Origin of the sequence: Paenibacillus intestini (assembly GCF_030803945.1) — a bacterium.
GTDB lineage: Bacteria > Bacillota > Bacilli > Paenibacillales > Paenibacillaceae > Paenibacillus > Paenibacillus polysaccharolyticus.
In genome coordinates this window covers 80536-97027 of sequence record NZ_JAURUN010000015.1, presented here as the reverse complement: position 1 = coordinate 97027, position 16492 = coordinate 80536, and the positions used below count along the sequence as shown (strand labels likewise).

General features: G+C 47.8%; 13 protein-coding genes. 6 read left to right on the top strand and 7 right to left on the bottom strand.

Annotation, left to right across the window (positions count from 1 at the left end):
• The first annotated feature begins 199 nt into the window (after positions 1-199).
• A complete protein-coding gene (locus tag J2T16_RS26425; protein WP_341181636.1) occupies positions 200-2356 on the top strand; it encodes an alpha-amylase family glycosyl hydrolase in 2157 nt (718 codons plus the stop codon).
• A gap of 148 nt (positions 2357-2504) precedes the next feature.
• Here J2T16_RS26425 and J2T16_RS26420 read toward each other — a convergent pair whose 3' ends face one another.
• The 4 genes from J2T16_RS26420 to J2T16_RS26405 form a co-directional block, all read right to left on the bottom strand.
• The gene (locus J2T16_RS26420; RefSeq protein ID WP_499019747.1) at positions 2505-3791 is read right to left on the bottom strand and encodes an MFS transporter; all 1287 of its coding nucleotides are present in this window, start codon (positions 3789-3791) and stop codon (positions 2505-2507) included.
• A gap of 224 nt (positions 3792-4015) precedes the next feature.
• Entirely contained in the window at positions 4016-4852 is an 837-nt protein-coding gene (locus J2T16_RS26415) for a sugar ABC transporter permease (protein WP_221789281.1), read from the bottom strand.
• The gene (locus J2T16_RS26410) at positions 4849-6204 is read right to left on the bottom strand and encodes a carbohydrate ABC transporter permease (protein ID WP_499019744.1); all 1356 of its coding nucleotides are present in this window, start codon (positions 6202-6204) and stop codon (positions 4849-4851) included. Before J2T16_RS26410 ends, J2T16_RS26415 begins: the two co-directional genes overlap by 4 nt.
• A gap of 68 nt (positions 6205-6272) precedes the next feature.
• Complete coding sequence (locus J2T16_RS26405; protein ID WP_499019742.1) at positions 6273-7562, bottom strand: sugar ABC transporter substrate-binding protein; 1290 nt, start codon at positions 7560-7562, stop codon at positions 6273-6275.
• 448 nt (positions 7563-8010) lie between these two features.
• Between J2T16_RS26405 and J2T16_RS26400 the strand changes: the two genes are divergently transcribed.
• A complete protein-coding gene (locus J2T16_RS26400) occupies positions 8011-9045 on the top strand; it encodes a LacI family DNA-binding transcriptional regulator (RefSeq protein WP_154891249.1) in 1035 nt (344 codons plus the stop codon).
• Positions 9046-9229: 184 nt separating this feature from the next.
• Here the strand turns inward: J2T16_RS26400 and J2T16_RS26395 are convergent, their stop codons facing one another.
• Entirely contained in the window at positions 9230-9988 is a 759-nt protein-coding gene (locus J2T16_RS26395) for an SDR family oxidoreductase (RefSeq protein ID WP_499019739.1), read from the bottom strand.
• Between the two features lie 195 nt (positions 9989-10183).
• Here J2T16_RS26395 and J2T16_RS26390 point away from each other — a divergent pair, with 195 nt between their 5' ends.
• The 4 genes from J2T16_RS26390 to J2T16_RS26375 all read left to right on the top strand — a co-directional run bounded on the left by J2T16_RS26390 (position 10184) and on the right by J2T16_RS26375 (position 13501).
• Positions 10184-10777 carry a TetR/AcrR family transcriptional regulator gene (locus J2T16_RS26390; protein WP_499019736.1) on the top strand — a complete coding sequence of 198 codons (594 nt, stop codon included), beginning with the start codon at positions 10184-10186 and terminating at the stop codon, positions 10775-10777.
• A gap of 90 nt (positions 10778-10867) precedes the next feature.
• Complete coding sequence (locus J2T16_RS26385; protein ID WP_221789352.1) at positions 10868-11905, top strand: cupin domain-containing protein; 1038 nt, start codon at positions 10868-10870, stop codon at positions 11903-11905.
• A gap of 129 nt (positions 11906-12034) precedes the next feature.
• Positions 12035-12754 (top strand): YoaK family protein, encoded by a 720-nt coding sequence (locus tag J2T16_RS26380; RefSeq protein ID WP_221789285.1) that lies wholly within the window; start codon positions 12035-12037, stop codon positions 12752-12754.
• A 111-nt stretch (positions 12755-12865) separates the two neighbouring features.
• Entirely contained in the window at positions 12866-13501 is a 636-nt protein-coding gene (locus tag J2T16_RS26375) for a hypothetical protein (protein WP_221789286.1), read from the top strand.
• 96 nt (positions 13502-13597) lie between these two features.
• Here J2T16_RS26375 and J2T16_RS26370 read toward each other — a convergent pair whose 3' ends face one another.
• Complete coding sequence (locus J2T16_RS26370; protein ID WP_221789287.1) at positions 13598-14737, bottom strand: toxic anion resistance protein; 1140 nt, start codon at positions 14735-14737, stop codon at positions 13598-13600.
• 59 nt (positions 14738-14796) lie between these two features.
• On the bottom strand, positions 14797-16485 hold the full coding sequence (locus J2T16_RS26365; RefSeq protein ID WP_499019731.1) for a vWA domain-containing protein: 1689 nt from the start codon (positions 16483-16485) through the stop codon (positions 14797-14799).
• Between the last annotated feature and the right edge of the window lie 7 nt (positions 16486-16492).

Here is a 16492-nt window from a genome sequence, read left to right as displayed (position 1 = left end):
GAGGGCTATGCTTTTAAACCCCAGTGGTTTAGGACAACCCCGGTAACTCCCCATGGAGATACCGGGGTTGCCTGCGTTTGCGCCTGGAAGGAGGAATCCAAACATCTCAGTGAATCAACCTGTACTATTGTAAGCGCTATAATTCAAAGTCCGTTGGTTGTTTATCAAAAACTACTACATTCACGAAGGGTGGATTACCATGTTTCAACTGGCCAAACGCGCATTCCTCAGCACTACACTGACCCTCGGCTTGCTTGCCGGCAGCGCCCTGCCGTTCTTGCCAGCTTCCGCTGTATACGCCGATCCGGACACCGCTGTGACCAACAAACAGAGCTTCAGTACTGATGTGATTTACCAAGTATTTACGGATCGCTTTTTGGATGGCAATCCCTCCAACAACCCCACCGGAGCTGCTTATGATGCCACATGCAGCAATTTGAAGCTGTACTGCGGCGGAGACTGGCAAGGGTTAATCAACAAAATCAACGATAACTATTTCAGTGATCTGGGTGTCACAGCGTTGTGGATCTCCCAGCCTGTCGAAAATATTTTTGCGACGATCAACTATAGCGGCGTAACCAATACTGCCTACCACGGCTACTGGGCTCGAGACTTCAAAAAGACCAATCCATACTTCGGCACGATGGCGGATTTTCAGAACCTGATTACGACGGCTCATGCCAAAGGCATCAAGATTGTCATTGACTTTGCACCGAATCACACCTCTCCAGCGATGGAAACCGACACCTCTTTTGCCGAAAATGGCAGACTGTACGATAACGGTACACTGGTAGGCGGTTATACCAATGATACCAACGGGTACTTCCATCACAATGGCGGCTCCGACTTCTCTTCCCTAGAGAACGGCATCTACAAAAATCTGTATGACCTGGCCGACTTCAACCACAATAATGCGACCATCGACAAATACTTCAAAGATGCGATCAAACTGTGGCTTGATATGGGCGTTGACGGTATTCGGGTGGATGCGGTAAAACATATGCCTCTCGGCTGGCAAAAGAGCTGGATGTCCTCCATCTACGCACACAAACCCGTGTTCACTTTTGGAGAATGGTTCCTGGGATCAGCTGCATCCGATGCAGATAACACGGATTTTGCTAACAAGTCTGGTATGAGCCTGCTCGACTTCCGCTTTAACTCTGCGGTGCGTAATGTGTTCCGTGATAACACGTCCAACATGTACGCACTGGATTCCATGATTAACAGTACAGCTACGGACTACAACCAAGTGAACGATCAGGTGACGTTTATCGACAACCATGATATGGATCGTTTCAAAACAAGTGCGGTCAACAATCGCCGTCTGGAACAGGCTTTGGCCTTCACATTGACTTCACGTGGTGTGCCTGCCATCTACTATGGTACTGAACAGTATTTGACGGGGAATGGCGATCCGGATAACCGTGCCAAAATGCCTTCGTTCTCCAAATCCACTACAGCTTTTAACGTCATAAGTAAACTCGCGCCTCTGCGCAAATCCAATCCGGCCATTGCCTACGGTTCCACACAGCAGCGCTGGATTAATAATGATGTATATGTTTATGAGCGTAAATTCGGCAAGAGCGTAGCCGTTGTCGCGGTAAACCGCAATCTTTCCACGTCAGCAAGCATTACAGGATTAAGTACTTCCCTGCCTACAGGCTCATACACGGATGTACTTGGCGGGGTGCTGAACGGAAATAACATCACCTCCACGAACGGCAGTATTAATAACTTTACCCTTGCTGCGGGCGCAACGGCAGTATGGCAATACACAACTGCCGAAACAACACCAACCATCGGTCATGTTGGTCCGGTTATGGGGAAACCCGGTAATGTGGTGACAATTGATGGCCGTGGATTCGGCTCGACGAAAGGCACGGTCTACTTCGGCACTACAGCGGTTACCGGAGCAGCGATTACGTCTTGGGAAGATACACAGATTAAAGTAACCATCCCTTCCGTTGCCGCTGGCAACTATGCAGTCAAAGTTGCCGCGAGCGGAGTAAACAGCAATGCTTACAACAACTTCACCATCCTGACTGGCGATCAGGTCACCGTTCGCTTCGTCGTAAACAATGCGTCCACAACGCTTGGACAGAACCTCTATCTGACAGGCAATGTAGCCGAGCTTGGCAACTGGAGCACCGGTTCCACTGCCATTGGACCAGCATTCAATCAGGTCATCCATCAATACCCAACCTGGTACTATGATGTCAGCGTACCGGCAGGCAAACAGCTGGAGTTCAAATTTTTCAAGAAAAACGGTTCAACGATTACATGGGAAACCGGTTCTAACCACACATTCACTACACCAGCAAGCGGAACAGCCACCGTTACGGTGAACTGGCAGTAAGAACTTCATATCATTGAATACACAAGCTAACCCGGAATACGCAAATGTAGCGTATATTCCGGGTTTTGCTATGTGATCGGATTTGTGATAGAGAATGTTTCGTTAAGATCTTGTTGAAAAAACCGCCTGTCTTCATTTGTATGAATATCTAAGTATAGGTTCGAATGGACTTCAAGGTTGTGATGGCAACGATTCCTGTTGCAAGCAACATCATCCCTACGCCTTCCAATACGGCGGCGGCACCCCAGTGATCCGCAAAGATCGAGACTACTGTCAGCCCCAGAATCGGCGCTGTACTTGTAATGGTGCCAACGACACCATAAACGCTACCCTGCATCTCATCTGGCACAGCGGTGCGAAGCATAATCTGGGTGAGCATCGTGCAACAGGCAAACATGGCTCCTCCACCTATGATAAGCGGCAAGGCCATGAGAGGCGAGGATACATTCGCCATAAGCATATAAACAGGCCCTAACACAAGTAAGCCGATAAAGACCCAGCGCCCGCGATGTTTCAATCTTTTTCCCGAAGCGATCAACACTCCTGATCCAATCATGTATCCCAGCGGAATACAGGTCTCGATCAACCCGAATTGAACTGGATTTGCCTTCCATACGTTAACAGCCATCACCTGAATAAGCATCATCGCTGACATGAAAAAGAGAAGTATCAGCGGATTGAGTAATACAATAGAACGAATGAGTCGACTCCGATAGATGTAAGCAAACGAACTGCGCCACGCCTGTGCAAAAGATTTCGGGTCACCACTGGCACGCATCACCTGTGGAAAACGCCCTGCCAGCAGCACACAGATTGCAGACAATAGGAAAGTTGCCCCCGTGATCAGGATGGCGACAAAACCGCCGAACACAGCTACAGCGACCCCGGCGGCCGCCAAACCACTTATACGAGCCAGATTGTCCACCAGATGAATGGTACCCGTTGCCTGCTGGATGTGCTCTTTACCCACGATGCTCGCAGCGGAAGCATGAAATGCTGGAGCCTGAAACAAACTGGAAAACATCGATAAAGAGAGCAATAACAGCAATACAGGAAAAGGTACATGCCAGCTGAACAGGCTAACTGCAACCAGCAAAGCGATCACACCGCGAAACACGTCTGAAGCCAGCATCAGCTTCCTTCGATCCAGCCGATCGGCCACCGTACCCGCTACTGATCCAAATAGAAAACTGACCACCATATTGCAGATCTGCACAGCAGCCATGCTCTTAGCACTGCCCGTTGTCTGAAGTACCCACAGGCTGATGGCAATACTATTAAAACAGTCACCAAAAACAGATATGCCATACCCGTACAGGATTCTGCGGAACGTCCTGTTACGCCATAGGGTGCGCGGAGCTTCACTGCTCTGCAGAGTAGCTTGTCCCCCTGGATAGACTGTAGCTTCAGGCTCACTGGAAGGGTTCATGCCCATACATCACCTTCCTCCTTTTTCTTCATTAGAAGCCCTCGACAAGCAAGCCTTAATCAGAAAGCCTGGATTTAATTCTACATACCCCTAAGCACAAGCAGACACTTCCGAAGCATGGTCAGTCAACAAAGACATGACGTTGCGGAAGTGCCTGGTTGAATTGCCGCAACTGCGGCTTATCTTGCCATTGCTGCGGCTGACTATGCTGTTGAAGGCACGGTGTCTTCTTACCCTTTGGACGCCCCTGTGGTCAGCCCCTGAACGAGGAAACGTTGCAGGAATACAAACAACAAAGTAATTGGAATAGCAATCAGTACAGCTCCTGCAGCAAACATCGTGAAGTTACTGTCCTGATATCGATTCACGAGATCCCACATTCCTACAGCCAGAGTCCAATTTTCTTTGGTACGCAGCACGAGTCGGGCAAAAATAAAATCCATCCACGCCCCCGTGAAACTGGTTAAGGCGACGTAAGTTAGCATCGGCTTGGATAATGGGAGGATGATGCTTGTGAACACACGCAGATGACTGGCACCATCGATACGAGCTGCTTCATCCAGACTGCGCGGGATGGTGTCAAAGAAACCTTTGACGATGAATCCGCCCAGCACTGCCCCTGAGGAATAGACCAGAATAAGCGCAGCATGCGTGTCGAGCAGTTTGATTTGCAGCAAAATAATATAGATGGCAATCATGCTCATGAAACTTGGAAACATGCCCAGAATGAGCATGGTGGACAGAATCGTTTTACGCCCCCGAAAACGGAACCGGGATAACGCGTACATGCCCAGCGTCACCATTAATGTAGAGAAAATCATCGTGAAGAATGCGATTTTCAGCGTATTCATATACCATCTGCCGTACATAAAGGACGGATTGTTAAACAGCTCTCCATAGTGAGAAAGAGTGAAACTTTCCGGCCATAAGCGTTCACTGAACAATGCCGCGCCGGGACGCAGGGACGACAGAAAAATCCATAAAACCGGATATACGGATACGACGGCAATAATCACTAAAAGCACGTAACTAAGCGTCAAACGAATCGGATTGTTGCGTTTCTTCATTGGATCATGTCCTCCTCCTTGAATGATTTGGAGCGGCGGAAATTCCAGATGGAGAAGGTAGCAATAATCAGGAAGATGATAATACCTACCGCAGAAGCCATGTTGAATTTATTATTGTCTAGCGTGAGTTTGTAGAGCCAGGTCACCAGCAAATCTGTTGCCCCTGCATACTGATAGTCTCCGCGAAGCGGGTTACCGTTCGTTAACAGGAAAATGACGTTGAAGTTGTTGAAGTTTCCGGCAAACTGCATAATCAGAACCGGTGTCGTGGCAAATAAAATGAACGGCATCGTAATAATCTTGAACTTCTGGAATGCTGAAGCGCCATCCACTTCGGCTGCCTCATACAAATCACGCGGAATAGCGGTAAGCACACCCAAAATGAGCACCATGCTGACCGGAATACCGATCCACATGTTGACGACAATGACAGTAACTTTGGCCCAGAACGGGTCCGTCAGCCAAGGCAAGCCTTCCAGTCCGAATGCTCGCATATACGTATTGATCGGTCCAAACTGACCGTTGAACAGATTGCGCATCAGTAGCAGCGAGATAATCTGTGGAATGGCATAAGGCAAAATAAAAATAGTACGCCACAACTTTTTGAAGCGGATGCCTTTCTGTTCAATTAACAATGCTACAAGCACTCCGCCGAAGTACGTGGTTACTGTTGCCAAGACTGCCCAGATGACTGTCCAGGTGAGCACCCCGTAGAACGTCTGGCTCCAGGATTTGAGCTGGATCAGATCCGTAAATGTTTTGAACCCTACCCAGTCCACCAGTTTGGCTGGTGGAATATGATCCGGTGCGGCATAGTTCGTAAACGCAATCGTAACGGTGAACAGAATCGGCATGATGGTAAAAAACAGAATACCCAGTGCCGGGATGGACAGGAACAGATACGGAAAATTTTTGTCCATCACATTGCGCATCGTTGCCGCGGCTCCCAGCGTCGGTTTCCCTTGCTCTCTTGCAAGTCCAGTCATATACGCATCCCGGATATTCAGAATGTAAACAAGCACAAACACAAAAAAGACCAGCAGCACAATAATTCCGTCAAGCAACAAAAAGATAGAATGGTCGCCCTTTTGAAGCACCGTTGAACCATTCACTTTCACAAAACGCTGTGTATTCTCCCCCAGTGTCCATATTCCCCATACCGCTTGGGACAGCCGAGGAAGCAGGTATGCAAGCCCTGCTCCCTCCAGCAGCAATAGAATAATACCTTTAATCCACTGCCGATTGTATAACTGTCCGAGACCTTGCAGTATGATGGAGCATATGGCTGCTGTCATCCGGTGCTGATTTTCCCGATTGGGCTGGGCAGACACCGGGACATGCTGTTGCCGCATATGCTCCCTCCTCTCCGTTTGGTATCATTCATCGTTCACCGTTCATTCGTGTCATCGCTGTTTCGTCATTATTGTGTGGTTGCCAGGCTCTCCTTAATCTGTTTCACAGCATTGTCAAGGGAGGCTTTCACATCCTTGCCGCTATCCCAAATATCTGTAATAGCTGACGATATAGGTCCCCATACACTGTCCATGGCTGGAAGGGAAGGCATCGGTGTTGAGTTGTTGAATTGTTCAAGGAAGGCTTTGTTGATCGGATCTTCCTGTACTTTGGCGTCTGCCGCCACATTTTTGTTCGCTGGAAGCGTACCGTTCATGTCAAAGTTCTCCATCTGGGCTTCTTCGTTCGAGAGGAATGCGGCCAGCAACTTGGAAGCATTAGGATACTGGGTAAACGCATTGACGTAATAGGCTTTGACACCCGAGAAGGAAGTCATTGGCTTGCCATCAATAGCGGGAAGCGGAGCAACTCCAAAATCAATTCCGGCGTTGCGATAGTCGGCAATGGTCCAAGGTCCGTTAATATCCATGGCCAGCTTGCCGCTGGAGAACAGTCCCTTTTTGATATCGTAGTTCACATCGCCCATCTTGAGCGGCAGCACTTCAGCCTTCAGCTTTTGGAGGAATTCTCCCCCCTTCTGCGCTCCTTCGTTGTTCAAACCGAGGTCACTGCTATCCATCCCGTTGTCCCCAAAGATATATCCACCCTGAGACGCTAGGAAAGCATAGTTATAATAGAATTGTTGTAATTCCCACATCAGCGCATACTGATTGGATTTGGTATTGTTAAACGTTTTGGCAAAATCGATAATTTCATCAAAGTTTTTCGGTGCTTCAGGGTACAAGGCTTTGTTGTAAAAGAGGGCATACGTTTCGACGCTGTACGGATATCCGTATAAAATGTCTTTGAACGTCACCGCTTTCAGCGCATTCTCGCTGATATTAGCTGTGGTCTCAGCTTCGAAGATATCATTAGGCAAAATAAGTCCTGCTTCCGAGGCGCTTCCAATCTTGTCATGCGGGAACACAACGACATCCGCAGCAAGCCCGGCAGGGCCATCCGTCGTTAACTTGGTTACCTGATCTGTTGGCGGTAATTCCTCCATTTTGACCGTGACGCCATATTTTTCTTCGAATTTTTTGACTCGTTGCTGAATAAAGCTACTCTGGTTTTTATCCTCCCAGATCACCAGTGTTGCGCCCTCTTCTGGCTGGAGATTCTCAGCAGTCAGCTGCACGGTATCCTCTGGATTATCACTTGGCGCTGCAGGAGTAGAACTTCCTCCTCCTCCGGTTGAACATGCAGCTAGTGTAAAAGCCATTCCGATGGACAGAACTGTGCCTTGCCATTTTCTCATGTGAAATGTCCCCTTTCCCTCTGTGTAGTTCAAGAAAATTTTGCGCTTTTCACCCTTTAAACGCCGTAGATTGTCAGGATTTGTGTTCCATGTGAATCGTTGTACAAACGTTTGCTCAAAACGAAACACAATGTCACTGATGCATTCGATATGTAGGGGTAAATAAGTTAAAAGTATGTAAATTCAATGATGTAAGCGCTATAATATATACCACATCATACAATACCGAACTTTATTTGTACAAACGTTTGCACAAGCTGTATTCCTTCAAATTTAACCATATCCTGAATTTTGTTCACAGTAATTTCCTATTTCCTTGATCTAACTCTATCTTCCTTTATTTTGCTCCACTTGCGTTCCGGGTTAACGAGTTAACAATTGATTTCTGGTACCCTTTGCATTACCATAGGAGAATGTTGAAATGATTGAATCAGAAGGGGTTTTTTACATGATTACGATCAAGGATATTGCCAAATTGGCGGGTGTTTCCCCTTCTACAGTGTCACGGGTGATTTCAGGCCATCCCAGAATCAGTACGGAAACATCTCTTAAAGTTAAACAAATTATGAAAGAACTTAATTATCATCCCAATATGATGGCTAAGAGCCTTGTATCCAAAACAACACAGACGCTTGGAATTATGCTGCCCCGTCCTGCGGAGGAGCTTTTTCAAAATTATTTCTTTGGAGAGTTGTTGCGCGGCATTATTACCCACGCGACTCGTAACAACTATGAGTTACTGCTGTCCACCGAGACGTCCTCCGATGATGAATTACAGGCCATTTCCCGTCTCGTGCATGGTCGCAGGGTCGACGGTATTCTGTTGCTCGGTTCCAAACGGGACGATCCCATCATCTCTTTTCTCGAAGAGGAAAAATTCCCGTTTGTTCTCATTGGCCGAAGTGAGACGCATCCGAATGCCCCTATGGTCGACAACGATAATGTGCAGACCGCGTATGATGCAACGCAGCATCTTATTGCACAGGGACACACACGCATCGGCTTTGTGAGCGGCCCGCCTGATATTACGTTATCGCATGATCGCATGCGTGGATATCGGAAGGCTCTTGAAGAATCCGGATTAACGGCAACGAACGACTGGATCGTGGAGGGTGAATTCTTACAGGAAAGCGGCTTCCGGGCAATGTCCCTTTTTATGTCGCTGCCCGACAGGCCTACCGCCATTGTAGTTATCGATGACAATGTCGCTTTCGGTGTGTTAAGAGCACTTGCGGAGCTGGGATATCGAGTGCCTGAGGATATCAGTGTGGTCAGTTTTAACAATATCGCGTTGTCCGAACTTGCTTCACCTCCGCTCAGTTCCATTGATATTGGCACATACCAGCTCGGGTATACCGCAGTTCAGGTTTTACTAAAAATTCTCGGCAACGAGCCTCTCGCTCAGAACCCGGTTATTATCCCGCACCGCCTGATTGTACGTGAGTCCTCCCTATATTTGAAGGCAAAGCCCTTCCTGAGTTAAGCGCTCTACCTCATCTTTTGGGAAGTGCAAACGTTTGTCCTTTTAACAACTCAGGCAAGATCTGTGATGAGCACAGATGCCAAAGAAGCCGCATTTCTGCGGCTTTTTCTTCACTTTATTTCCCTGTCCTTGCTAAGCGTCAGTACTATTTCCCGTTCCTAAGCACAATTAATTTACCAACAAATTAATACGAACTCCAGCCTGCATCAGCCGTAATGACGGTCCCATTTACAAAACTGGACTCATCCGATCCAAGGAACAGAGCCACTTTGGCAATCTCTTCACTCGTTCCTACTCGTGGGTTGATCGCCATCCCCTGCTGCTGCCGTCCCGCACCGAACGGGTTAATGCCTGTCATGGATGCCCCGATGTTAGTCGCAACCGCTCCGGGTGCAATGGCATTACAACGAATGCCTTGCTCGGCATACATGTATCCTGTATTTTTGGTAAAGCCCACCACAGCGTGTTTGGAAGCGGTATATGCCGCTCCTGCCCGTCCACCGTGCAAGCCCCCTGCTGAAGCAATATTCACAATAACCCCTTGCTGTTTCTCCAGGAAAATTGGCAGTACTTTGCGTGTGGTTCGCATCACACTTGTTGTGTTCACGGCAAAAACCTTCTCCCACCGCTCATCGCTAATATCCGCAGCTGGCTCCATCCCATCCATGATCCCCGCATTGTTGACCAGAATGTCTACTGTACCGTATTTACTCACCGTTTGATCAATAAGTTGCTGTACATCTTCCTCTTTCGCTACATTAGCCAGAAGAACGAAGGCTTCTCCACCGTTTGCCTGAATCTCTTGAACGACAGCCTGAGCAGCTTCTTCGTTAATATCGGAAACAACGACCTTGGCTCCTTCTTGTGCATACAATGTGGCAATGGCTTTGCCCATTCCTGATCCTGCACCTGTGACAATGGCCACTTTATTTTCAAGTTTCATTTGATTATGCCTCCTTTAAAATGTATTCGTTTACATAAAGATAACAAACAAATGTTCATTATCTCTTATTCTTAGTATAATAAGTCATAGCTTTTCGATACAATCAGTAAAAACCGTTCCTAATGTACGTTAAACAACAGGCTCTCACCTGTTTGTACGTTATCTTTTAATAAATATCACTCGGGAGGAATTCCAATGTCTGAACCATCAGAAGCCATGGACCGGCGAATCCGAAAATCCAAAGCCGCCCTGAAGGAGGCACTGCTTCATTTGATGCAGAAGCGAAATTTCAAGGAAATCTCCATTTCGGATATCGTGCAGCAAGCTGATCTGAATCGGGGAACCTTTTACAGACATTATCAATACAAGGAAGATCTGTTCAACGAAATCCTGCATGATGTGACTCAGGATCTGGTGACTTCATTTCGCAAGCCTTACGAGGGGATGGAGGATTTCCAGGTGGGGCAAATGCCCTCTTCTGCCATTGCCATCTTCGCACATGTGCATCAGCACGCCCATTTCTACACTCTCGTTGTGCAATCGGAAGCTTCATCCAGCTTTCAGCGTATGATCTGTGATGTGCTGCGGGATCTGTCTTTGCAGGATCTGACTCATACTTTCCCGCCCCATATTAACCCGGAACTGCTCGCAAGCTATCAGTCTCATGCCATATTTGGCATGATCATGGAGTGGATTAGACAGGATTTCAAACACAGTCCTACGTACATGGCGGAAGAGTTATTTAAAATTATTCATTATACGCCCGCACAACGATTAAAAACTGAATAATTTCTCAAAATATGGGTATAATAATATAGTTATTATTCAATTATTTACACATTGTCTAGTGAATTCAAATTTGAAGCAGGAGGAATGATGATGAAATCTTTCAAGTATCGTCTTGAGCAAAAAGAACCTCGGACCGGTCCCGGCGGCATTACTCGCGGAGCCTCGGTTCATGACTTCCCCGCATCCATCGGTATTGCGGGAGTATCCATGCGCCTGGAACCAGGCGGCATGCGTGAACTGCACTGGCATGCAAATGCGGCCGAGTGGGCATATGTGATCAGCGGTTCCTGTCGTACCACCGTTATCCATCCGGACGGACACGCGTATACCGATACCTTTGAACCCGGAGATGTATGGTATTTCCCACGCGGATACGGTCATTCCATCCAGGGACTCGGGCCGGACGAATGCCACTTCATTTTGATTTTTGACAATGGGGATTTTTCGGAGGATCACACGTTCAGTATTACCGACTTTCTGACTCAGACACCAGATCATATCGTGGCACAGAACCTTGGTATCTCTCTCGAACAAGCAGGCAAGCTCAATCAGGGCGAAGCCTATTTTGCCAAAGGCCCGGTACCCGATGACAGTTCCTCCTCTGCGACTTATCGCCGTAACTCGGAACTGACCACGCCGCATCGTTATCCCTTGCATGCCAAACAGCCACGCCGCGCGCCAGGCGGCGGTACGCAGCGTACGGTAACCGTCGAAGATTTCCCCATCTCCACCACGATGGCGGGTTCTCTGATCGAGCTTCAACCAGGCGCTCTGCGGGAACTGCATTGGCATCCCAATGCGGATGAGTGGCAGTATTACATTAGCGGCAGTGCCGAAATGACGGTATTTCTCGCCGAAGGGCAGGCTGTCACTGAACAATTCGAAGCTGGAGATGTTGGGTACGCTCCGATGGGTGCGGGTCACTACATCAAAAACACGGGTGATGATGTCTGCCGTGTACTCATTGGATTCAACAGTGGACACTATGAAGCTATTGATCTGAGTGAGTGGATCTCAGGCAATCCGGTAGACGTGCTCTCCACGAATCTAGGCATGTCCCGTGAGGAAGCAGAACAGCTCCCTGACGATACGCTGTTTATTGCACCCGATCAGAACAAGGGAAAATAACCAAGAAGGCTATACGTGAGTGTTGCAAGGTTCATTCCCGGAGATTAGCTCAGTTAATGGAATGGTAACATAAACTTAAGCTAGATTAAGTGAACCCTATGGTTATCTGAAATTGGAGGACAGATGCCTATGCATTCCGTACATGACTCGTCTTCCCCGAACGTTAACAACGAGAGTATCGGACACACGGTAGAACGTTTAGAGCCGGGATTTTCCCGGCTTTTGTTATCTTCCGTTCTTGTACTGCTTGCCGGTTTCATCGATTCCATTGGATATTTGGGGCTGGGTAAAGTGTATTTATCCTTCATGAGCGGCAACAGCACCAAGCTGGGCATCGCTCTATTTGAAGCAGATTATGCGTTATGGGCAATGACAGGGACTGTCGTTCTTTTATTTATTACAGGAGCATTTGTGGGCACTTTCATTTCAGAGTCATGGGGGAAATGGCATCTGACCCTTATTTTGGGCGTGGAGTGTGTATTGTTTCTCTTCGCAATCCTGTTGTCGCTCCTGTTCCACACGCATTATATTATATTCCCGCTCACTATGGCGATGGGCATGCAAAATACGATGCACCAGATGGTTGCACATGCAGATGTAGGCAAAGGCTTTGTATCGGGTACGCTTTTTGGGATCGGTCAGGCTCTGGCCAAAGCTGTACGTGGCAAAGCTCCTGCATCGGAATGGGCCGTGCTGGCACTATCTTGGTTTATTTTTGTCATTGGCGCGGCGCTGGGCGCCTGGATGCTCGTTAATGGCGGTCTGCTCCTATCCCTCATTGCAGCTCTGTTGTTTCTTGTCCTCGTTATCCCCTATGTCGTTTATATGCAACGTCTGAAAAACGGTTGACCCTGAATAAAAGGACCAACCGTTTTGTACTTTAGTTCTAGGAGATCGCCCTCGGCTTCATGTATACTATAGAGGAGTGCAGAAATAGGATAAAAGGAGGTGACATTTCACATGAAAAAATCAAGTATTATCTCATTAATGACCAGTTTCATTTTGCTTGGCGGGGTGCTTCTCTTTCCTGCTCCTCAAGCCAATGCTGCCAAAGGAGAATTCTCTACATATTGGGATTTTAACGATATACCGGACGAATATTGGGATGATGAAGATCAAACAGACGAGTCAGACGCAGACGAAGAGTCTGAAGAAGAACAGGCATTAATTCAAGCACGAGCGGAGTTAAAAACCTATTTCGATCAGCTTTCAACTCTACTGTCTTATGAAAAGAAAGCAGTGGACTCCTTGCACAGTATTGCTTCTGAAGGGAATACAGCGAGTCGAAAATCGATATATCTAAAACTTGCGAATACGGTAGTTCCAAATTTTACGAAACTGGTCTCCAAGGCCAAACTTATCACGTCCTCCAATCCGGAAATCAAAAGATTACATACACATTTGGTGAGAGGACATTACCTCCAGCTTGAAGGATACATATTGTACAAGCAAGCCTTCTCCAGAAACAAAGTAAATCTCAAGACACTCCAACAAGGGAATGCAAAAGTTGATGCAGGTCGTGCTTTAGTCGAGCAATCTACAGAGTCACTGTACAATTATGCTGTGGAAATTGGATACGAGTCCTCATCGCAATAGCGCAAATAAATAAGCGACCATCTTCTGTTTAATTAACAGGATATGGTCGCTTTTATTAAGAGCAGTTGGGCATATGACTTTATGACTTAGTGTGAATTACAGACCAAGCTTCTGTCCTTTTTCTAATCGCTGAATCTGCTGTTCCCCGCTCTCCGCCAATTCACGGAACTGACCGATCGTCTCGCGCATTCTTGGCAAGGCCTCTTGTTTGTAGACCGAGATGGAGTCGAGCGCAGACAGCACATCCGTAAAGGCTTGCTTCATCGTATCCACCGAAATACTTGCTTCGTAAGCCTGCTTCTGGATCGCTGTTCCCTGATCTTTCAGCATTTTGGATGTGCCAGCGATCAGATCATTCGTGGTACGGTTAAGCAATTCGATTTTCTGCAAGACGATCTTCTGGTTGTATAGTGCACTGGCAACGGTGACTGCAATCTTAAGCGCGGAGATCGTCACATTTTTCGCCCGATCCACACCACGAATTAACTCTTTGTTGTTGCGAATGACCACTTCAATCGCCATGATTCCCTGTTGGTTTACGACCAGCATCTGTTGCAAATCCATGACTCGCTGACGCAGTGGAAACAACACTTCTTCGGTAATAAAACGTACTTTCTCGTGGTCTTCCCCGCGAACCTTGGCTGTCTCAATCTGTGTATCAATGGATTCATCCATTAACATACCAAGCTGGATCTCCTTCTGCAGCCGCTTGGTTAGTTCGCGCAGGCTCTGCTGCTCGATCTCAAGCGTGGTGTTGTCATTGCGTAGCGTGGCACGGCCCTTGTCGAGTGAAACGACAATGTCGGCGATGACGGCGTCGGCTTTCTGGTACTTGAGGAAATACGCGCGCAGCGGGTTGAACAGCTTGCCCAGAAAGCCTGTTTTGGCGAAATCGACCACGCTTGGGTCGAGATCCTTCAGTTGCATATGCAGCTCGGTCAAGCCTTTGGCGACCTGACCGCCCTCGTCTCCCGTCTTGGACAGATGTCCAACGGAGACTTGAAGCAGCGCGTTTTTCTCGGAAGAGGATCGCATGGTGTTCATGCCAAAGCCGTCGATGGATTGCAAAATTTCTTTGCGCTTCTCCAGAGATTCGAGGTCCAGGTTCATAATCATATCCACATTCGAAGTTGCTACCAGTTGCAATTCCGCGACCTCGGCGGGCACCGGTTTGATCTCTTCTTCAATCACCTTCTGAATTTCCTTCTGGCTCGGTATTTCCATCGTAAACGACATTCACAGTTCCCCCTTTTAGTTACATCCGTATCTGCTTACATCTGAACGTTAATATAGACTTACATCTGTACGTTAAACAGGTTTCCGATTTTGTAGACAACATCGTCGGTGTCCGCATTAATGCTCGCCGCCTCGTTAATGCTGGAGATGCTCTCCAGGGCTTTGATGTCGGCGTTATATCCAATCGTGTAGATCGGCACTTTGTACGTCTCCACCAGGTCTCGAATATCTTTGAGCGAATGTCCTTCGTTCGTCTCGCCATCACTCAGAACAAAAATCAGCGGTTTCACGTTAGGGTTGGCTGCTTTGTAATCCTCCAGCATTTTCATTGCAACCACGATGCCGTCGAATGTCGCTGTTCCCCCACTTGCTTGCAAACTATCCACCGTTCCGACAAACATGGATTGCTGGTTCGTATCATATTTGGCAATCGGCAGGTTCACGGTTACATCGCTGGAGTAAGAAACCAAGCCAATGCTGTTGTCGGTACCGAGATACTTCTGGCCTTTGCGCAAAGATTCTTTAAGACGGTTAAGCGGTTCCCCCGCCATACTCCCGGATACGTCCGTTACAAACACAGCGGCAATTGGATTACTGCCGTTCTTCTTCTCTTTCCAGACTTTCTGCGCGGACAGCAATGTTCCACCATCCACCGTAGCCAGCTCCGATTTGTAATCTTGCAGGCCGTTGAATCCGAACTCTACTGCCTTTTTCTGATACTGATCTTGCGTGACAAAATCAGCAAACTTCTGGATGATCTCCTGTTTGTTCTGCGGCAGTTGACCAAGAGCATATAGCGGGCTGTCATGTCTTACACCGAATGGGGTAAACACATATCCGCTCTTCAGATCAGCTGTATTCACATAGGTCTGATACTCCAGTACAAAGGCATCCAGTCTGCCCGACTTGGCCGCTTCCCTCATCTGAATCGTGGTGGATGCAGTGAATGGCACGTTCGCCTGGAATTTTTCAAAGCCTTGAATGGCTTTCTCGCCCAGCGGATTCGCGCTGTCATACGTATTTAATGCGGTAACCAGAAAGTTCAGTCCTGTAGAACTGGCAAACGGGTCGGTATAGCCCATCGTAAGCTCATTATTGGCAATAGCTTCGGTTATCGTTTTGACATTTACAGAGCCGTAGGTGTTCACCAGTGCATCATATTTGGCTTTGGAGATGACGATTCCCGGTACGTTGCCAACAAGCCGCTTCGAGATGAGCTTCGTCTTCACTCCGCTGGCTTCCACCATCTCGCCCCACAACTCATTGGACGGGGTGAAGGCATCGGGCACATACTTACCGGACTTGATGTAATCCGTTGCGGTACCGGAAGCAATATTACGGATTTTGACCGATACCTGTTTGCCGCCGGCCGTGATGTTCGCTTGGTTAAATGCCTTTGCGACCTCGGTTAACCATCCATCCACGCCACTACCCGACTTCTCGGTGGAGGAGAAAATTTCGACGAAATCATTGGTGGTGTTCTTCACTGTAACCGGGAATTTGGAAATGTCCGGAAGGGATTCTGCAACATCAACCGGATCAAGATCAATCTGTCCTTTCACCGGTTCCGCCGTAGCTGGTGCAATGTCCGCGTACAATTTGCCAAGTTCCTTACCTGCATTTTCGGTCGTGACCTGTGTGGTAGACTTGCCAAAGTTCGATGTCAGTGTGATTCCTCCATAAACGAGACCAAATACTAGGACTAACATGATCATGGATATGAGAAAAAACTTTCCCTTCTTTGCCATAGGTGCA